Below are 13,994 nucleotides of genomic sequence, written 5' to 3'. Positions count from 1 at the left end.
GGCGGACATGGAAGAGATCAGCGTGCGGAAAGTGGCGGCCGTCATCCTGATGGCGCGCGAACTGGGCCGGGCCGAGGGCGAGTTGCGCGGCTTCATCGACCGGATGAGCGAAGAGGAGCAGGCGGCGCTGGTGGCGATCATGTGGATCGGGCGGGATGCCTTCGACGCCGAGGAGTGGGACGAAGCCTATGCCACGGCGCTGGCCGAAGCCTCGACCCCGACGGCGGATTATCTGATCGGCACGCCGCATGTCGCCGATCATCTGGAATCCGGGCTCGAAGCGCTGGGATACGATTCCAGCGAGGAAGAGGACGAACTGCTGAACCGAGGAAGCTGAAAGGTCAGCGCAGCGCGCGGCCTTTCAGGATCGCATCCTCGCCGAACCTCGCGCGGATCGCGTCGGTGGCGCGTTCGGCGCCGGCGCGGCGGGCGGCCTGCGGATCGAGCAGATCGCCCAGCCGGTCGGCCTGGTCGGCGGGCACGAGATCGGACAGACCCGCGCCGAGCAGGCGGTACGGCCCCTTGTTGCCGAGCTGGTCGAACATGCCGCGCGCGGTGCGGTAGAGCCGATCCGCCACCTGCGTCGCATCGCCGAGCGACTGGCGGCGCGAGATCAGGGTGAAATCCGAGCGCTTGACCTTGAGCGTCACGACCCGGCCTGCCAGCCCCTTGGCCTTGGCGCGGTCCGCCACCTTTTCGCACATGCGCCACAGGTGCCCGTCGAGGATGTCCGGATCGGCGGTATCCTCGTGAAAGGTGGTCTCGTTCGAGATGGATTTCATCGGCGCGTCGCGGGTCACGCGGCGCATGTCCTCGCCCCGGGCCAGGTGCCAGAGCCGGTCGCCCATGCTGCCGAAGCGCGCAGTCAGCGCCTCGCGGTCCCAGCGCAGGAGGTCTTCGAAGGTGCGGATGCCGGCGCGGTCCAGTGCCTCCTGCGTCGCCTGCCCGACGCCCCAGATCAGCCGGACGGGTTTCGGGCGCAGAAAGGCCTGAGTCTCGGCCCGGCCGATCACCGAGAAGCCGCGCGGCTTGTCGAGGTCGGAGGCGATCTTGGCAAGAAACTTGTTGTGCGACAGACCGATGGAGCCGGTGATGCCGACCTCGTCCCGCATCCGTCGGGTCAGCCGGGCGAGCATCACGGCAGGAGGCGCGCCGTGCAGCCGCGCGGTGCCGGAGAGGTCGAGAAAGGCCTCGTCCAGCGACAGCGGTTCGATGGCGGGGGTCAGCTCCTCCATGAAGCCGCGCACGATGCGCGACACCTCGGCATAGACCGACATGCGCGGCTTGATGATGACGGCGTCGGGGCAGAGCTTCAGCGCCTGGAACATCGGCATGGCCGAGCGCACGCCCCGGATCCGCGCGACGTAGCAGGCGGTCGACACGACGCCGCGTTTGCCGCCGCCGATGATGACCGGCTTGTCGGCAAGGTCCGGATTGTCGCGCTTTTCGACGCTGGCATAGAAGGCATCGCAATCCATGTGGGCGATGGAGAGTTCGCGCAACTCTGCGTGGCGCACGATCCTTGGCCTCCCGCATGCCGGGCAGCGCGTTCCGTCATCGAATTCGGTCAGGCAGTCGCGGCACAGCGCGGGCATGGCTGGTAATTCCGGCGCAGATGGTTACCTAGCCCCTTATAAGCCCGATTTCGGGGAGAGGCCACGCCATGCACTTCGCCGGCGCAAAACTCATGCTGTTTCTGGGGGAGGACCTTGTCGTCCTGCGCCGCGATCACAAGCCGGGCATTCCCTATCCGGGCATGCTGGATTTCCCGGGCGGTGGCCGCGAAGGCGACGAGCGCCCGGAGGATTGCGCGCGGCGCGAAACCTTCGAGGAAGTCGGCCTTTGCATACCCGAGGGCGCGCTCACCTGGCGGCGGGCGCACGGGGAAAGCTGGTTCTTTGCCGCGCACCTGCCGCAGGACCGCATCCGCGACGTGGTCTGGGGCGGCGAGGGCGAAGGCTGGATGATGATGCCGCCCGACGTGTTTGTCGCGCGGGACGACGCGATCCCGCATTTCCGCGAGATGCTGAGCGCCTATCTGGCCGGGGTCTGAACCCCGGCGGCAGGTCAGGCGGCGCGCTGTTCGGCGCGCTGGCGGCGGGCGGTGAGCCATCCGAGAAAGCCGCTGCGCGGGCGTTCGCGGTCGGGGCCGACCGAGTTGGTCCGCAGGCGCGACTGCAGCGCATCGGGTTTGTCGAGCATGCGCATCGCCTGCGTCTTCAGCCCGCGCGCGGCGCTGTCGTAGCCGGTCGACATCGGGGCGTCGAAGAAGCTGGCCACGCGGACGCGGCCGCGGTCGGTGTGAAAGGTCACGAGCGCTTCGAAACGTTGTTCCGCCGCGTTGTAGGTGACTTCGCCAAGTTGTGTCGGTGTCGAGGTCATGGAATCTGCTCCTGCCATCGTGTCTTGCTAGCATTGTAGCGCTTATTGAATGCTTAACGGCAACACATGTGGATAAGTTCCTTCACATGCGCGTGTAATGCTTGCCAACGGAGGAAAACCAGCCCTTGCGAAAGAGCTTTCGCGGCGCGACGAGGGGGATCATAGTGTCGGCATTTGCAGCAAGGGCGTGGAAACGATGGAAATTGACGACATTCTGGCCGAGATTTTCCTGAACGGCGGCGGAAACATCGTGATTCTGCTGATCGCGATCTTCATCATCCTGTCGATCTTCCTCGGCGTGCGAATCGTGCCGCAGGCGGAAAAGCACGTGGTGGAGCGGTTCGGGCGGCTTCGCGCGGTGCTGGGACCGGGGATCAACTTCATCGTGCCCTTCCTCGACAAGGTCCGCCACAAGGTGTCGATCCTCGAGCGCCAGCTTCCGACGTCGAGCCAGGATGCCATCACCGCCGACAACGTGCTGGTGCAGGTGGATACATCGGTCTTCTACCGCATCCTCGAACCGGAAAAGACCGTCTACCGCATCCGCGACGTCGACGGCGCCATCGCCACGACGGTGGCCGGGATCGTCCGGGCCGAGATCGGCAAGATGGAGCTGGACGAGGTGCAGTCGAACCGCTCGGCGCTGATTTCCACGATCAAGAGCAATGTCGAGGATGCTGTGGACGACTGGGGAATCCAGGTGACGCGGGCCGAGATCCTGGACGTCAACCTCGATCAGCAGACCCGTGATGCGATGCTTCAGCAGCTCAACGCCGAACGGGCCCGCCGCGCGCAGGTGACCGAGGCAGAGGGCCGCAAGCGGGCCGTGGAACTGGCGGCCGACGCGCAGCTCTACGCGGCCGAACAGGAGGCCAAGGCGCGGCGCATCTCCTCCGACGCCGAAGCCTATGCGACCCAGACCGTCGCCGCGGCGATCGCCGCGAACGGGCTCGAGGCGGCGCAATACCAGGTGGCGCTGAAGCAGGTCGAGGCCCTCGTCGCGCTGGGCAAGGGCGAGGGCAAGCAGACCATCGTGCTGCCGGCCAACGCGATGGACGCCTTTGCCGATGCCTTCGGCATGCTGAAGGGCCGCAAGACATGATTCATCTGTGGTGGATCTGGGCCTCGGCCGCGGTGCTGCTCCTGGTGCTGGAAATGTTCGCCCCGGGGTTCATCTTTCTCGGCTTCGGGCTGGGCGCGGCGGCGGTCAGCATCTGGCTGCTGGTCGGCTACGCCGCCGGCTGGCCCTGGCTGGTGCTGATCTTTGCCGTGGTGTCCCTGCTGTCCTGGATCGCGCTGCGCCAGCTCGTCGGGGTCCGCAAGGGCCAGGTCAAGCTGTGGGAACGCGACATCAACGAGGACTGAGCCCTCAGCCGTTCGGAAGATCCGCCTGCGGCGCGCGCAGCTCGGCCGCGATGGCGAGCGCGGCGGCGCGCGGGTTTTCTGCACGCCAGACCGGGCGGCCGACGACGATGTGATCGGCACCGGCGGCGATGGCACTGGCCGGGGTCGCGATGCGCTTCTGGTCGTCATCGGCGCTGCCTGCCGGGCGCACGCCCGGGGTCACGATGAGCTTGCCCTCGGATTCCGGAAGCGCACGGATGGCGGCCGCCTCGTTCGGAGAGGCGATGACGCCGTCGGCCCCGGCGGCAAAGGCGCGTGCGGCGCGCTGCACCACCAGATCCGCGATATCGCCCGGCAGGATCAGCCCGTCGTCGAGATCCTTGCGGTCGAGAGAGGTGAGGATGGTGACGGCGAGGATCTGGGTCACCTTGCCGGAGGCGCCCTCCTTGGCGGCGCGCACCACGTGGGGATCGCCGTGAACTGTCAGGAAATCCAGATCGTACTGGGCCAGCCCGCGAACCGCATTTTCCACCGTCGCGCCGATGTCGAACAGCTTCATGTCGAGAAAGATGCGCTTGCCGTGTTCCTGTTTCAGCTCGTTGGCCAGCGCCAGCCCGCCGCCGGTCAGCATCCCGAGGCCGATCTTGTAGAAGGAGACGGCATCGCCGATCTCTGAGGCGAGATTGAGCCCCTGCAGCGCGTTCGGCACGTCGAGGGCTACGATCAGGCGGTCATCGGACATCGGGGCGCTCTCCCTTGGTTTTGCCCCTGATGCGAGCATGCGGCCCGGTCGTCAACCCTGCGCGTGGGGCGCGGCGGCCTCCGGCGGGGTGGGCAGGGGCGGCGGCGCGCGGTCGAGCAGGCCCGGCGCGACCGACAGCGCGCTTTGTCCCGAGCGGAACTCCGGCAGGCGGAGGACCTGCTCCAGCGCGCGCGCCAGGATGCGCCGGTTGCGCCCGGTCTTCCACGGCGAAACCCTGGGCGGCGCGGTCAGCGCCACCTCGATCCGGCCGTTCAGGGCGATGAGCGAGACGGTGCCAGGCTGCATCCCCTCCGGCTCGGGCCCGTCGAAACCGTGAATTTCGAATCTTTCCACATGCATTGCGGCAACCTCCGGTCCGGACAGTCTGCGCCCGGCCGGGTTAAGGTCCGGTGCATTCCGGAGCACGATTTCGCGGCGGAATGATCTTGAACCGGGCCCCGCCAGCGACCATCTTCGACCCGAGGCCCGAAGATCCCGCGTGCTGCGAAGCCAGGCGCGGAGAATTGCAGGCGGGCGCTTTTGGAAGGAGAATCGACGATGAACTTGGAGAAGTTCACGGAGCGGTCGCGCGGGTTCATTCAGGCCGCGCAGACAATCGCCATGCGGGAAAGCCACCAGCGGCTGGCGCCCGAACATATCCTGAAGGCCCTGATGGACGACGAGCAGGGGTTGGCGACCAACCTCATCACCCGCGCGGGCGGTGCCCCGAAACGTGTGGTGGATGCGCTCGACGTGCGTCTGAACAAGATTGCCAAGGTGTCGGGCGATGCCGGTCAGGTCTATCTCGACCAGGCCACGGGCAAGGTGCTCGACGAGGCGGAGAAGATCGCCAAGAAGGCCGGCGACAGCTTTGTCCCGGTGGAGCGCATCCTGATGGCGCTGGCGATGGTCAAATCCGCCGCCAAGGAGGCGCTGGAGGCCGGGGCGGTCACCGCGCAGCATCTCAACGAGGCAATCAACGACATCCGCAAGGGTCGGACCGCCGATTCGGCCAATGCCGAGGAAGGGTATGACGCGCTGAAGAAATACGCGCGCGATCTGACCGAGGCCGCCGAACAGGGCAAGATCGACCCGATCATCGGGCGCGACGAGGAAATCCGCCGCTCGATGCAGGTGCTGTCGCGCCGGACCAAGAACAACCCGGTGCTGATCGGGGAGCCGGGCGTCGGCAAGACCGCGATCGCGGAGGGCCTCGCCCTGCGCATCGTCAACGGCGACGTGCCGGAAAGCCTCAAGAACAAGCGGCTGATGGCGCTCGACATGGGGGCGCTGATTGCCGGGGCGAAGTATCGCGGCGAGTTCGAGGAACGTCTGAAGGCGATCCTGAAGGAGATCGAATCCGCCGCGGGCGAGATCATCGTCTTCATCGACGAGATGCACACGCTGGTCGGCGCGGGCAAGGCGGACGGCGCGATGGACGCGTCGAACCTGCTGAAACCGGCACTGGCGCGGGGTGAACTGCATTGCGTCGGGGCGACCACGCTCGACGAGTATCGCAAGCATGTCGAGAAGGACCCGGCCCTGGCGCGGCGGTTCCAGCCGATCATGGTGCAGGAACCGACGGTCGAGGATACGATCAGCATCCTGCGCGGGATCAAGGAGAAGTACGAACTGCACCACGGGGTGCGGATCACCGACTCCGCCCTGGTGGCGGCGGCGACGCTGTCGCATCGCTACATCACCGACCGCTTCCTGCCGGACAAGGCCATCGACCTGATGGACGAAGCCGCGTCGCGGTTGCGGATGGAGGTCGATTCCAAGCCCGAGGAACTGGACCAGCTCGACCGTACGATCCTGCAACTGCAGATCGAGGCAGAAGCGCTGAAGAAGGAAGACGACGCGGCCTCGAAGGACCGGCTCGAAAAGCTGGAAAAGGAACTGGCCGACCTTCAGGAGCAATCCTCGGAGATGACCGCCAAGTGGCAGGCCGAGCGCGACAAGCTGGCCGGCGCGCGCGACATCAAGGAGAAGCTCGACAAGGCGCGGGCCGATCTGGAAATCGCCAAGCGCGAGGGCAATCTGGCCAAGGCGGGGGAGCTGTCCTACGGCATCATCCCGCAGCTTGAAAAACAGCTCGCCGAAGCGGAATCCGCAGAGGATGACGTGCTGGTCGAAGAGGCCGTGCGCCCGGAGCAGATCGCCCAGGTGGTCGAACGCTGGACCGGCATCCCGACGACGCGGATGCTGGAGGGCGAGCGCGAGAAGCTGCTGCGGATGGAGGACGGGCTGCACAAGCGGGTCGTCGGCCAGAACCAGGCGGTGCGCGCCGTGGCAAATGCCGTGAGGCGGGCGCGGGCGGGTCTGAACGACGAGAACCGGCCGCTTGGCTCGTTCCTGTTCCTCGGGCCGACCGGCGTCGGCAAGACCGAACTGACCAAGGCCGTTGCCGAATTCCTGTTCGACGACGACAGCGCGATGGTGCGCATCGACATGTCGGAGTTCATGGAAAAGCACGCGGTGGCCCGTCTGATCGGCGCGCCTCCGGGCTATGTCGGCTATGACGAGGGCGGCGTGCTGACCGAGGCGGTGCGGCGCAGGCCCTACCAGGTGGTCCTGTTCGACGAGGTCGAAAAGGCGCATCCGGACGTGTTCAACGTGCTGCTACAGGTGCTCGACGACGGGGTGCTGACCGACGGTCAGGGCCGCACCGTCGACTTCAAGCAGACGCTGATCGTGCTGACGTCGAACCTCGGCTCGCAGGCATTGTCGCAGCTGCCCGAAGGCGCGGATTCCTCGCAGGCGCGGCGCGACGTGATGGATGCGGTCCGGGCGCATTTCCGGCCGGAATTCCTCAACCGTCTGGACGAGACGATCATCTTCGACCGTCTCAAGCGGCAGGACATGGGCGGGATCGTCGATATCCAGCTTGCGCGGCTGCTCAAGCGGCTCGCGGCCCGCAAGATACGGCTGGAGCTGGACGGCACGGCCAAGAGTTGGCTCGCCGACGAAGGCTATGACCCGGTGTTCGGGGCGCGGCCGCTCAAGCGGGTGATCCAGCGGGCGCTCCAGGATCCGCTGGCCGAGATGCTCCTGGCCGGGGACGTGATGGACGGCGACACGGTGCCGGTCAGCGCCGGAACCGAGGGGCTGATCATCGGCGACCGGGTCGGCGCGACCAACCGGCCGAAGCCGGACGATGCCGTTGTCCACTGACGGAATGCCCGTTCGAACAGAAGCCCGGCCTTGAAGGAGGCCGGGCTTTTCACGTCTGCCGGCCCGGCGCGCTCGATGTGTTTGCAATCGATTCGGTGCGTACCCGGCTTTCGGGGAAACCGGCTGCGCGCAGGGTCCCGCGTCCGACAGCACCACGGGGCAGGACCTGATCGACGCGCCGGGCCTGCCGCAAGGGGGGATTGCCACCTCGCCGCGCGGCTTGGGGCCGCTCGTCCGAAATTGCCGGAGGCCGCCGGGACAACCGGCGGCCTCCTGTCGTTCGATGCCCGCGATCCACGCGGATCAGAACAGGAAATCGTCCGCCGTGATGTCGTCCGCCTGCGTGTCGAGCAGGGTGACGCTGTGATAGAGGCCCGCACGGATCACCACGTCGCTGCCGTCCTGTAGGATGACCAGATCGCCGAAGCCGGTGATGCCGATGTCGGCGAATCCGCTCATGTCCATGAGGTCCGCGCCATCCTCGAAATCGGTGATGGTGTCGTGGTTGCTGTATTGCTGGAAGACGAAGACATCCGCCCCGCCGCCGCCGGTCATCAGGTCTTCGCCCTGGCCACCGTTCAGCGTGTCGTTGCCGTTGCCGCCGTCCATCGTGTCCTTGCCGGCGCCGCCATCGAGCAGGTCGGAATCGCCGCCGCCCCAGATCCGGTCGTTGCCGTTGTCCCCGATCAGCGTGTCGTTGCCCGCATCCCCGTACAGGCGATCGTTCTTGTTTCCGCCGTCGATCAGATCGTTGCCCTCGTCCCCGAAAAGCAGGTCGTTGTCGGAACCGCCGAGGATGGTGTCGTCGCCGGTGCCGCCGTGGATCTTGTCCTCGCCCGAGCCGCCGTCGAGCAGGTCGTTGCCGTCGCCGCCGCGCAGGGTGTCCTGTCCGGTGCCGCCGTAGACCACGTCGTTGCCGCCCGCCGCGTCGATGGAATCCGAGCCGTCCATGCCGTCGATCGTGTCGCCCGCCGCGGTGCCGGTCACGGTGTCGCCGCCGTCGCCGGTTTCGAGCGGGTCCGGCGCCACGCTGAGGATGAAATCGTCATTGCTCAGGCTTGCCGCGCTCACCCCGGTCAGTTCGAGCGAATTGCCGTCCTGGAACCGGATCAGGGCGGAGCCGCCGAGATCCTGGATGACGAGTTGCGAGATGTCCGAGACGGTGATGGTGGTGAGGTCGATCAGATCGGTCCCGAGCGTGAAATCGGTGAGCGTGTCGTTCCCGGTGAGCCAGCCGTCGATCACGATGACATCGGCCCCGTCGCCGCCGGTCATCAGGTCGTGGCCCTTGCCCGCCATCAGCGTATCGTCGCCGTCGCCGCCGTCCATCGTGTCATTGCCGCTGTCGCCGCTCAGGTAGTCGGCATCGCCGCCGCCGGACAGGGAATCGTCGTTGTTGCCGCCGCGCAGGGAATCGAGCCCCGCGCCGCCGAGCAGCACGTCGTTCGCATTTCCGCCGCTGAGCGTGTCGTTGCCGTCATCGCCGCTGAGCGTGTCGTGACCGCAGGCGCCGATGATGCTGTCGTCACCCTCGCCGCCGTGTACCTCGTCCGAGCCGTTGCCGCCCACGATGGTGTCGCGCCCGAGGCCGCCGAAGATCAGGTCGGCGCCGTTGGCCCCGAAGTAGTAGTCGTCCCCGGCCAGCAGGTCGATCTCGTCCCGGCTGCCCGTGCCTGTCAGGCTGTCCTGTCCCGCCGTCCCGAAAATAATGCTCATGGTCGTCTTGCCCTCAGATCCGTCATTGTGCCCCCACACGATGACGACGCGCCTGCAAGGCTCCGGAGCCCGCGCGGTCGCCACCGGGAAAGGTTAACCGCGCCTTCCCGGAATGTGCAGAATTTGTGGCGAAATCACGATGTTGATGCCACGAAGGGCAGGATCGCGGGGAGAGCGTTTCGATTTCATGAACAACGGCTGAAATCGCGGAAAACTGTCTCCGCCCCACTCCGGGGCAGCACTCTGCCGGGCGCGGTTGATTCGGTCGGCCTAGTCCCGGCCGATGGCGGCGCGGGCGATGCCGTCCAGCAGGTTCTGGATCTTCTGCATCTCGCCCTCGGGATAGGCGCGGAATCCGATGGTCGTGACCTCGGGGGCGTCGTGCCGCACGATGACGAAGATGTCGTAGGGGCAGAACATGACGTTCATCGGGTCGGCCTCCATCACCTCGCGCGACAGTTGCGCGGAACAGAAGCTGTAGACATCGGCTTGATCGAAGATCACCACGTCCGAGCCGACATCGGCGCGGGTGCGCTCCAGCATCTCTCCCGTGTGGCTGACGTGGTCGACGACAAGGCCCGCGTCGATGATCGCGTTCTCCAGGCCGAAGATGACGTCGTCGAAGCTCTGGTCGGTGTCGTAGGTGACGGCGGTCCCGGCCAGGGCCGGCGCCGCGATCAGCGACATTATCGCAAGCAAAGGTCTCATTCTTTCCTCCCGGTGGTTGCCGAAGTTTCCGGCCCTTGTAGGATGCAGGAAATACAGGCTGTTGCCGTTTCATGCAAACCAATGAATATGAGGTCTGACCGTGGGCGCCGCGATGTATGCATTACAGGTCCTTTCGCTGATCTTCGTCGCGGCCATCGGCGCTGCCGTGCTGATCGCGCTGGTGCTGTTCTTCATCGACCGGACCCAGACCGGGGACGCGATCCGCAGGAACTACCCGGTGATCGGGCGATTCCGCGGGCTGTTCACCTCGCTCGGGGAATTCTTCCGCCAGTATTTCTTTGCGATGGACCGCGAGGAGATGCCGTTCAACCGCGCGCAGAGGGACTGGGTCTACCACGCCACGAGGGGCAAGGATAACACGGTTGCCTTCGGTTCGACCCGCAATCTGAACGTGCCGGGGACGCCGATCTTCGTGAACGCGATCTTCCCGCCGCTGGACGACCAGTTCTCGCTGACCGAACCGATGGTGATCGGGCCGACCGCCAAGGTGCCCTACGTGGCGCGGTCGATCTACAATATCTCGGGCATGAGCTACGGCGCCATTTCCCGTCCCGCGGTCGAGGCGCTGAGCCGGGGCGCGGCGCGGGCGGGGATCTGGTTCAACACCGGCGAGGGCGGGCTTGCGCCCTATCACGAGCTCGGCGGCTGCGACCTCGTCTACCAGATCGGGACCGCCAAGTTCGGCATCCGCGACAAGGACGGCGGCATCGACGACGAGAAGCTCGCGCAGGTCGGGGCAAACCCCCTGGTGAAGATGTTCGAGCTGAAGCTCGCCCAGGGCGCCAAGCCCGGCAAGGGCGGAATCCTGCCCGGAGAAAAGGTCAACGCCGAGATCGCGGCGATCCGCGGGCTGGAGATCGGCCAGCCCGGCATTTCGCCAAACCGCCACCGCGAGATCGACGATTTCGGCGATCTGCTCGACGTGATCGGCCATATCCGCGAGGTCTCGGGCAAGCCCGTCGGGTTCAAGACGGTGATCGGTTCTTCGGATGAATGGGAGGGCCTGTTCAGGCTGATCGTGGAACGCGGCGCCGACAGCGCGCCGGATTTCATCGCCATCGACGGCGGAGAGGGCGGCACCGGCGCCGCGCCGATGCCGCTGATCGACCTTGTCGGCATGCCCATCCGCGAGGCGCTGCCGCGCATCGTCGACCTGCGCGACCGTCACGGGCTCAAGGACCGCATCCGCATCATCGCGAGCGGCAAGCTGGTGAACCCGGCGGACGTGGCCTGGGCGATCTGCCTCGGCGCGGATTTCGTCACCTCGGCGCGGGGCTTCATGTTCTCGCTCGGCTGCATCCAGGCGCTGAAGTGCAACCGCAACACCTGCCCGACCGGCATCACCACCCACGATCCCGGCCTGCAGAAGGGGCTCGTGGTCGAGGACAAGTACGTCAAGGTCGCCAATTACGCCAAGGCGGTCATCAAGGAAGTCGAGACCATCGCGCATTCGGTCGGCGTGTCCGAACCGAGGCTGATGCGGCGGCGGCACGTGCGGATCGTGCAGGCCGACGGCTCCTCCGTGCCGTTCAACAAGATCCGCCCGAGTTACAGGCCGGACACCTCAAAGTGACAAGGCTTTGGTTTGCGGAATGCCGGTGTCGGGATACCTTTTCCCGAACACGGGATAGGAGAGACACATGGCGCTGCGCTGGACCGGAACCCTTAAAGATCGCGACGTGACCGACGAGGCGGCCTGGCTGAACCGCCGGGCGCTGCTGGCGGGGCTCTCGGGCCTCGCCGTGGCCGGAGCGACCGGCGCACGCGCCGCCGATGCGCCGGAGCTCGAGCTCAACACCTGGGAAGAGATCACCGGCTACAACAACTTCTACGAATTCGGGACGGGCAAGCAGGACCCGGCGCGCAATGCCGGGCAGCTGACCACCTCGCCCTGGACGGTGACGATCGACGGTCTGGTGGATCGCCCCGGGGACTATGCCTTCGAGGACATCCTGTCGAAGATGACCATCGAGGAACGCATCTACCGTTTCCGCTGTGTGGAGGCCTGGTCGATGGTCGTGCCGTGGAACGGGTTCGAACTGGCGGACCTGCTGGATCTTGCGGGGATCCGGTCCTCTGCCCGTTACGTCGCCTTCGAAACCCTGCTGCGGCCCGAAGAGATGCCGGGCCAGAACTCCCGCGTGCTGGACTGGCCCTATGTCGAGGGGCTGCGGCTGGACGAGGCGCTCAATCCGCTGACGATCATGGCGACGGGACTCTACGGCAAGGACATCCCGAACCAGAACGGCGCGCCGCTGCGGCTGGTGGTGCCGTGGAAATACGGGTTCAAGTCGATCAAGTCGGTGGTCAAGATCACCCTGACCGACACCCAGCCCCCGACCACCTGGAACAAGGCCGGTCCGCGCGAATACGGCTTCTACTCGAACGTCAATCCCGAAGTCGACCATCCGCGCTGGAGCCAGGCGACCGAGCAGCGCGTCGGCGGCGGATTGTTCGCGCGCCGGCAGGAGACGCTCATGTTCAACGGCTATGCCGACGAGGTGGCGGGCCTGTACGCGGGCATGGACCTGGAGAAGGATTTTTGAGCGCAGCCGACTCGCGACTGGCCGGGCTGCGTGACGGGGTGGTCGGGGCGGTCAACCGCACCGCGCGAAAGGTCCCCGCTGGGGCCCTATATATAATGTGTCCGATTCCGGCGGCCTGGCTGCTCTGGCAGGGGCTGACCGGAGGGCTCGGTTTCGAACCGATCAAGGCGCTCGAACACCAGCTTGGCGAATGGGCGCTGCAACTTCTGATCGCCGGACTCTGCATCACGCCGCTCAGGCGCTATGCCGGGCTCAACCTCCTGAAGTTCCGCCGCGCCATCGGGCTCATCGCCTTTCTGTATGTCGTGCTGCATTTCCTCGTGTGGATGGTGCTCGACGTACAGCTGCCCTCGCAGATCTGGGCCGACATCGTGAAACGCCCCTACATCACGATCGGCATGGCGGCTCTCGTGCTGCTGATTCCGCTGGCGGCGACGTCGAACAATCTCTCGGTGCGCCGGCTGGGGCGGACGTGGCGCAGCCTGCACAAGGCCACCTACGTCGTCGCGCTGCTGGCGGCGCTGCACTACATCCTGCTCGCCAAGGGGTTCCGGATCGAGCCGCTGGTCTATGCCGGCATCATCGGGGGGCTGCTGCTCCTGCGGCTGCCCGCGGCGGTGAATCGCTCGACTACCCGCCGGAGAAGCGTCGGCTGAGGTCTTCCGCAGGCCGATTCCGGCGTTTCCGGGAAATCCTTCGCAAACCGCCCGCGTGTTGAGCAGGTTTTCGGGCTGTCCGCCCAGAATCGGGCGCCGAGCGATTCACGCGACTCCGCATTTTCCGTCAGATTCGGACCGAAAACCGGGATTCGCGGTCTGCCGCACGGGAGTCAGGCCAAATTTTTGCCCCTCGCTCCGGCGAGTCGGCGAAAAATCTTGGGTTCCGGCGCAGGTTTTGCCGGGGGAGAGTCGGCCCCCCCGGCAGGTTCGGATCGGGGCGCCGGTGGATAACCCTGTGGGCAACGCGAATTCATGGTGAATCGAGCGTCAGGAAACGGAGGAAATCGCGAAACTGACCCTGGGGAAACCGGACATCGGCAGAGAAACTCACGCTCAACCACCTGAATTTAAACGATAATCATCCTAAATGAAAAAAAGATGACAGAACCCGAAAAAAGCGCTTGCGGACCCCCGCCCCTAACCGTAAAACCCCCCTCACCGGCGGCGCTGAGGCGCACGACGGGACGCCGGACGGGGCGGAGGACGGGAGGCAGCGAGGCTGCTGAGGGTTTGACGAACCGGAAGGCGGGACGGAAATTCGAGAGGTATGACGGGCGGCGCGCCGGCAAGTTAGGGCGCACCGGTCTGGTTTTGTCTCTCACGCTCTTTGACATTGCCAATATCTGAAGAGATGTGCGGGCG

14 protein-coding genes are annotated in these 13,994 nt (G+C 66.1%); 8 read left to right on the top strand and 6 right to left on the bottom strand.

Going from position 1 to position 13,994, the window contains the following annotated elements:
- Nucleotides 1-7 precede the first annotated feature (7 nt).
- Nucleotides 8-337: a DUF3775 domain-containing protein gene (locus ACN0RJ_RS00070; protein WP_417720516.1), complete on the top strand. Its 330-nt coding sequence runs from the start codon at nucleotides 8-10 to the stop codon at nucleotides 335-337.
- A gap of 4 nt (nucleotides 338-341) precedes the next feature.
- On the opposite strand, the gene ACN0RJ_RS00065 is transcribed toward ACN0RJ_RS00070, so the two are convergent.
- A complete protein-coding gene (locus ACN0RJ_RS00065) occupies nucleotides 342-1,595 on the bottom strand; it encodes a DNA polymerase IV (protein WP_417720515.1) in 1,254 nt (417 codons plus the stop codon).
- Between the two features lie 68 nt (nucleotides 1,596-1,663).
- Between ACN0RJ_RS00065 and ACN0RJ_RS00060 the strand changes: the two genes are divergently transcribed.
- Nucleotides 1,664-2,053 carry an NUDIX hydrolase gene (locus ACN0RJ_RS00060; protein ID WP_417720514.1) on the top strand — a complete coding sequence of 130 codons (390 nt, stop codon included), beginning with the start codon at nucleotides 1,664-1,666 and terminating at the stop codon, nucleotides 2,051-2,053.
- A 14-nt stretch (nucleotides 2,054-2,067) separates the two neighbouring features.
- On the opposite strand, the gene ACN0RJ_RS00055 is transcribed toward ACN0RJ_RS00060, so the two are convergent.
- A complete protein-coding gene (locus tag ACN0RJ_RS00055) occupies nucleotides 2,068-2,382 on the bottom strand; it encodes a hypothetical protein (protein ID WP_417723020.1) in 315 nt (104 codons plus the stop codon).
- 196 nt (nucleotides 2,383-2,578) lie between these two features.
- Between ACN0RJ_RS00055 and ACN0RJ_RS00050 the strand changes: the two genes are divergently transcribed.
- Both ACN0RJ_RS00050 and ACN0RJ_RS00045 read left to right on the top strand, forming a co-directional pair.
- Complete coding sequence (locus tag ACN0RJ_RS00050; RefSeq protein WP_417720512.1) at nucleotides 2,579-3,484, top strand: SPFH domain-containing protein; 906 nt, start codon at nucleotides 2,579-2,581, stop codon at nucleotides 3,482-3,484.
- Nucleotides 3,481-3,747 (top strand): NfeD family protein, encoded by a 267-nt coding sequence (locus ACN0RJ_RS00045; RefSeq protein ID WP_417720511.1) that lies wholly within the window; start codon nucleotides 3,481-3,483, stop codon nucleotides 3,745-3,747. The genes ACN0RJ_RS00050 and ACN0RJ_RS00045 overlap by 4 nt, the downstream gene beginning before the upstream one ends.
- A 4-nt stretch (nucleotides 3,748-3,751) precedes the next feature.
- On the opposite strand, the gene pyrF is transcribed toward ACN0RJ_RS00045, so the two are convergent.
- Together pyrF and ACN0RJ_RS00035 are read right to left on the bottom strand one after the other, a co-directional pair.
- On the bottom strand, nucleotides 3,752-4,468 hold the full coding sequence (gene pyrF / locus ACN0RJ_RS00040; protein WP_417723019.1) for an orotidine-5'-phosphate decarboxylase: 717 nt from the start codon (nucleotides 4,466-4,468) through the stop codon (nucleotides 3,752-3,754).
- Nucleotides 4,469-4,519: 51 nt separating this feature from the next.
- Nucleotides 4,520-4,828, bottom strand: coding sequence for a hypothetical protein (locus ACN0RJ_RS00035; protein ID WP_417720509.1), 309 nt, complete (start codon nucleotides 4,826-4,828; stop codon nucleotides 4,520-4,522).
- A 198-nt stretch (nucleotides 4,829-5,026) separates the two neighbouring features.
- Between ACN0RJ_RS00035 and clpB the strand changes: the two genes are divergently transcribed.
- On the top strand, nucleotides 5,027-7,642 hold the full coding sequence (gene clpB / locus ACN0RJ_RS00030) for an ATP-dependent chaperone ClpB (protein ID WP_417723018.1): 2,616 nt from the start codon (nucleotides 5,027-5,029) through the stop codon (nucleotides 7,640-7,642).
- 303 nt (nucleotides 7,643-7,945) lie between these two features.
- Here clpB and ACN0RJ_RS00025 read toward each other — a convergent pair whose 3' ends face one another.
- Nucleotides 7,946-9,358: a calcium-binding protein gene (locus tag ACN0RJ_RS00025; RefSeq protein WP_417723017.1), complete on the bottom strand. Its 1,413-nt coding sequence runs from the start codon at nucleotides 9,356-9,358 to the stop codon at nucleotides 7,946-7,948.
- A gap of 270 nt (nucleotides 9,359-9,628) precedes the next feature.
- Entirely contained in the window at nucleotides 9,629-10,066 is a 438-nt protein-coding gene (locus tag ACN0RJ_RS00020; RefSeq protein ID WP_417723016.1) for a DUF302 domain-containing protein, read from the bottom strand.
- A gap of 112 nt (nucleotides 10,067-10,178) precedes the next feature.
- Here ACN0RJ_RS00020 and ACN0RJ_RS00015 point away from each other — a divergent pair, with 112 nt between their 5' ends.
- The 3 genes from ACN0RJ_RS00015 to msrQ all read left to right on the top strand — a co-directional run bounded on the left by ACN0RJ_RS00015 (nucleotide 10,179) and on the right by msrQ (nucleotide 13,289).
- The gene (locus ACN0RJ_RS00015; protein WP_417720505.1) at nucleotides 10,179-11,660 is read left to right on the top strand and encodes an FMN-binding glutamate synthase family protein; all 1,482 of its coding nucleotides are present in this window, start codon (nucleotides 10,179-10,181) and stop codon (nucleotides 11,658-11,660) included.
- A gap of 67 nt (nucleotides 11,661-11,727) precedes the next feature.
- Nucleotides 11,728-12,633: a protein-methionine-sulfoxide reductase catalytic subunit MsrP gene (msrP, locus tag ACN0RJ_RS00010; RefSeq protein WP_417720504.1), complete on the top strand. Its 906-nt coding sequence runs from the start codon at nucleotides 11,728-11,730 to the stop codon at nucleotides 12,631-12,633.
- Nucleotides 12,630-13,289, top strand: coding sequence for a protein-methionine-sulfoxide reductase heme-binding subunit MsrQ (msrQ, locus tag ACN0RJ_RS00005; protein ID WP_417723015.1), 660 nt, complete (start codon nucleotides 12,630-12,632; stop codon nucleotides 13,287-13,289). The genes msrP and msrQ overlap by 4 nt, the downstream gene beginning before the upstream one ends.
- The last annotated feature ends 705 nt before the right edge of the window (nucleotides 13,290-13,994 follow it).

The organism is Salipiger sp., from assembly GCF_048261495.1.
Taxonomy (GTDB): domain Bacteria; phylum Pseudomonadota; class Alphaproteobacteria; order Rhodobacterales; family Rhodobacteraceae; genus Salipiger.
The sequence above is the reverse complement of the archived record's forward strand: the minus strand, read 5'-3'. Positions and strand labels throughout refer to the sequence as shown.

Coding starts and splice junctions, on each gene's coding strand:
- ACN0RJ_RS00070 (WP_417720516.1), top strand. CDS start 8: ATGGAAGAGATCAGCGTGCGGAAAGTGGCGGCCGTCATCCTGATGGCG.
- ACN0RJ_RS00065 (WP_417720515.1), bottom strand. CDS start 1,595: ATGCCCGCGCTGTGCCGCGACTGCCTGACCGAATTCGATGACGGAACG.
- ACN0RJ_RS00060 (WP_417720514.1), top strand. CDS start 1,664: ATGCACTTCGCCGGCGCAAAACTCATGCTGTTTCTGGGGGAGGACCTT.
- ACN0RJ_RS00055 (WP_417723020.1), bottom strand. CDS start 2,382: ATGACCTCGACACCGACACAACTTGGCGAAGTCACCTACAACGCGGCG.
- ACN0RJ_RS00050 (WP_417720512.1), top strand. CDS start 2,579: ATGGAAATTGACGACATTCTGGCCGAGATTTTCCTGAACGGCGGCGGA.
- ACN0RJ_RS00045 (WP_417720511.1), top strand. CDS start 3,481: ATGATTCATCTGTGGTGGATCTGGGCCTCGGCCGCGGTGCTGCTCCTG.
- pyrF (WP_417723019.1), bottom strand. CDS start 4,468: ATGTCCGATGACCGCCTGATCGTAGCCCTCGACGTGCCGAACGCGCTG.
- ACN0RJ_RS00035 (WP_417720509.1), bottom strand. CDS start 4,828: ATGCATGTGGAAAGATTCGAAATTCACGGTTTCGACGGGCCCGAGCCG.
- clpB (WP_417723018.1), top strand. CDS start 5,027: ATGAACTTGGAGAAGTTCACGGAGCGGTCGCGCGGGTTCATTCAGGCC.
- ACN0RJ_RS00025 (WP_417723017.1), bottom strand. CDS start 9,358: ATGAGCATTATTTTCGGGACGGCGGGACAGGACAGCCTGACAGGCACG.
- ACN0RJ_RS00020 (WP_417723016.1), bottom strand. CDS start 10,066: ATGAGACCTTTGCTTGCGATAATGTCGCTGATCGCGGCGCCGGCCCTG.
- ACN0RJ_RS00015 (WP_417720505.1), top strand. CDS start 10,179: ATGTATGCATTACAGGTCCTTTCGCTGATCTTCGTCGCGGCCATCGGC.
- msrP (WP_417720504.1), top strand. CDS start 11,728: ATGGCGCTGCGCTGGACCGGAACCCTTAAAGATCGCGACGTGACCGAC.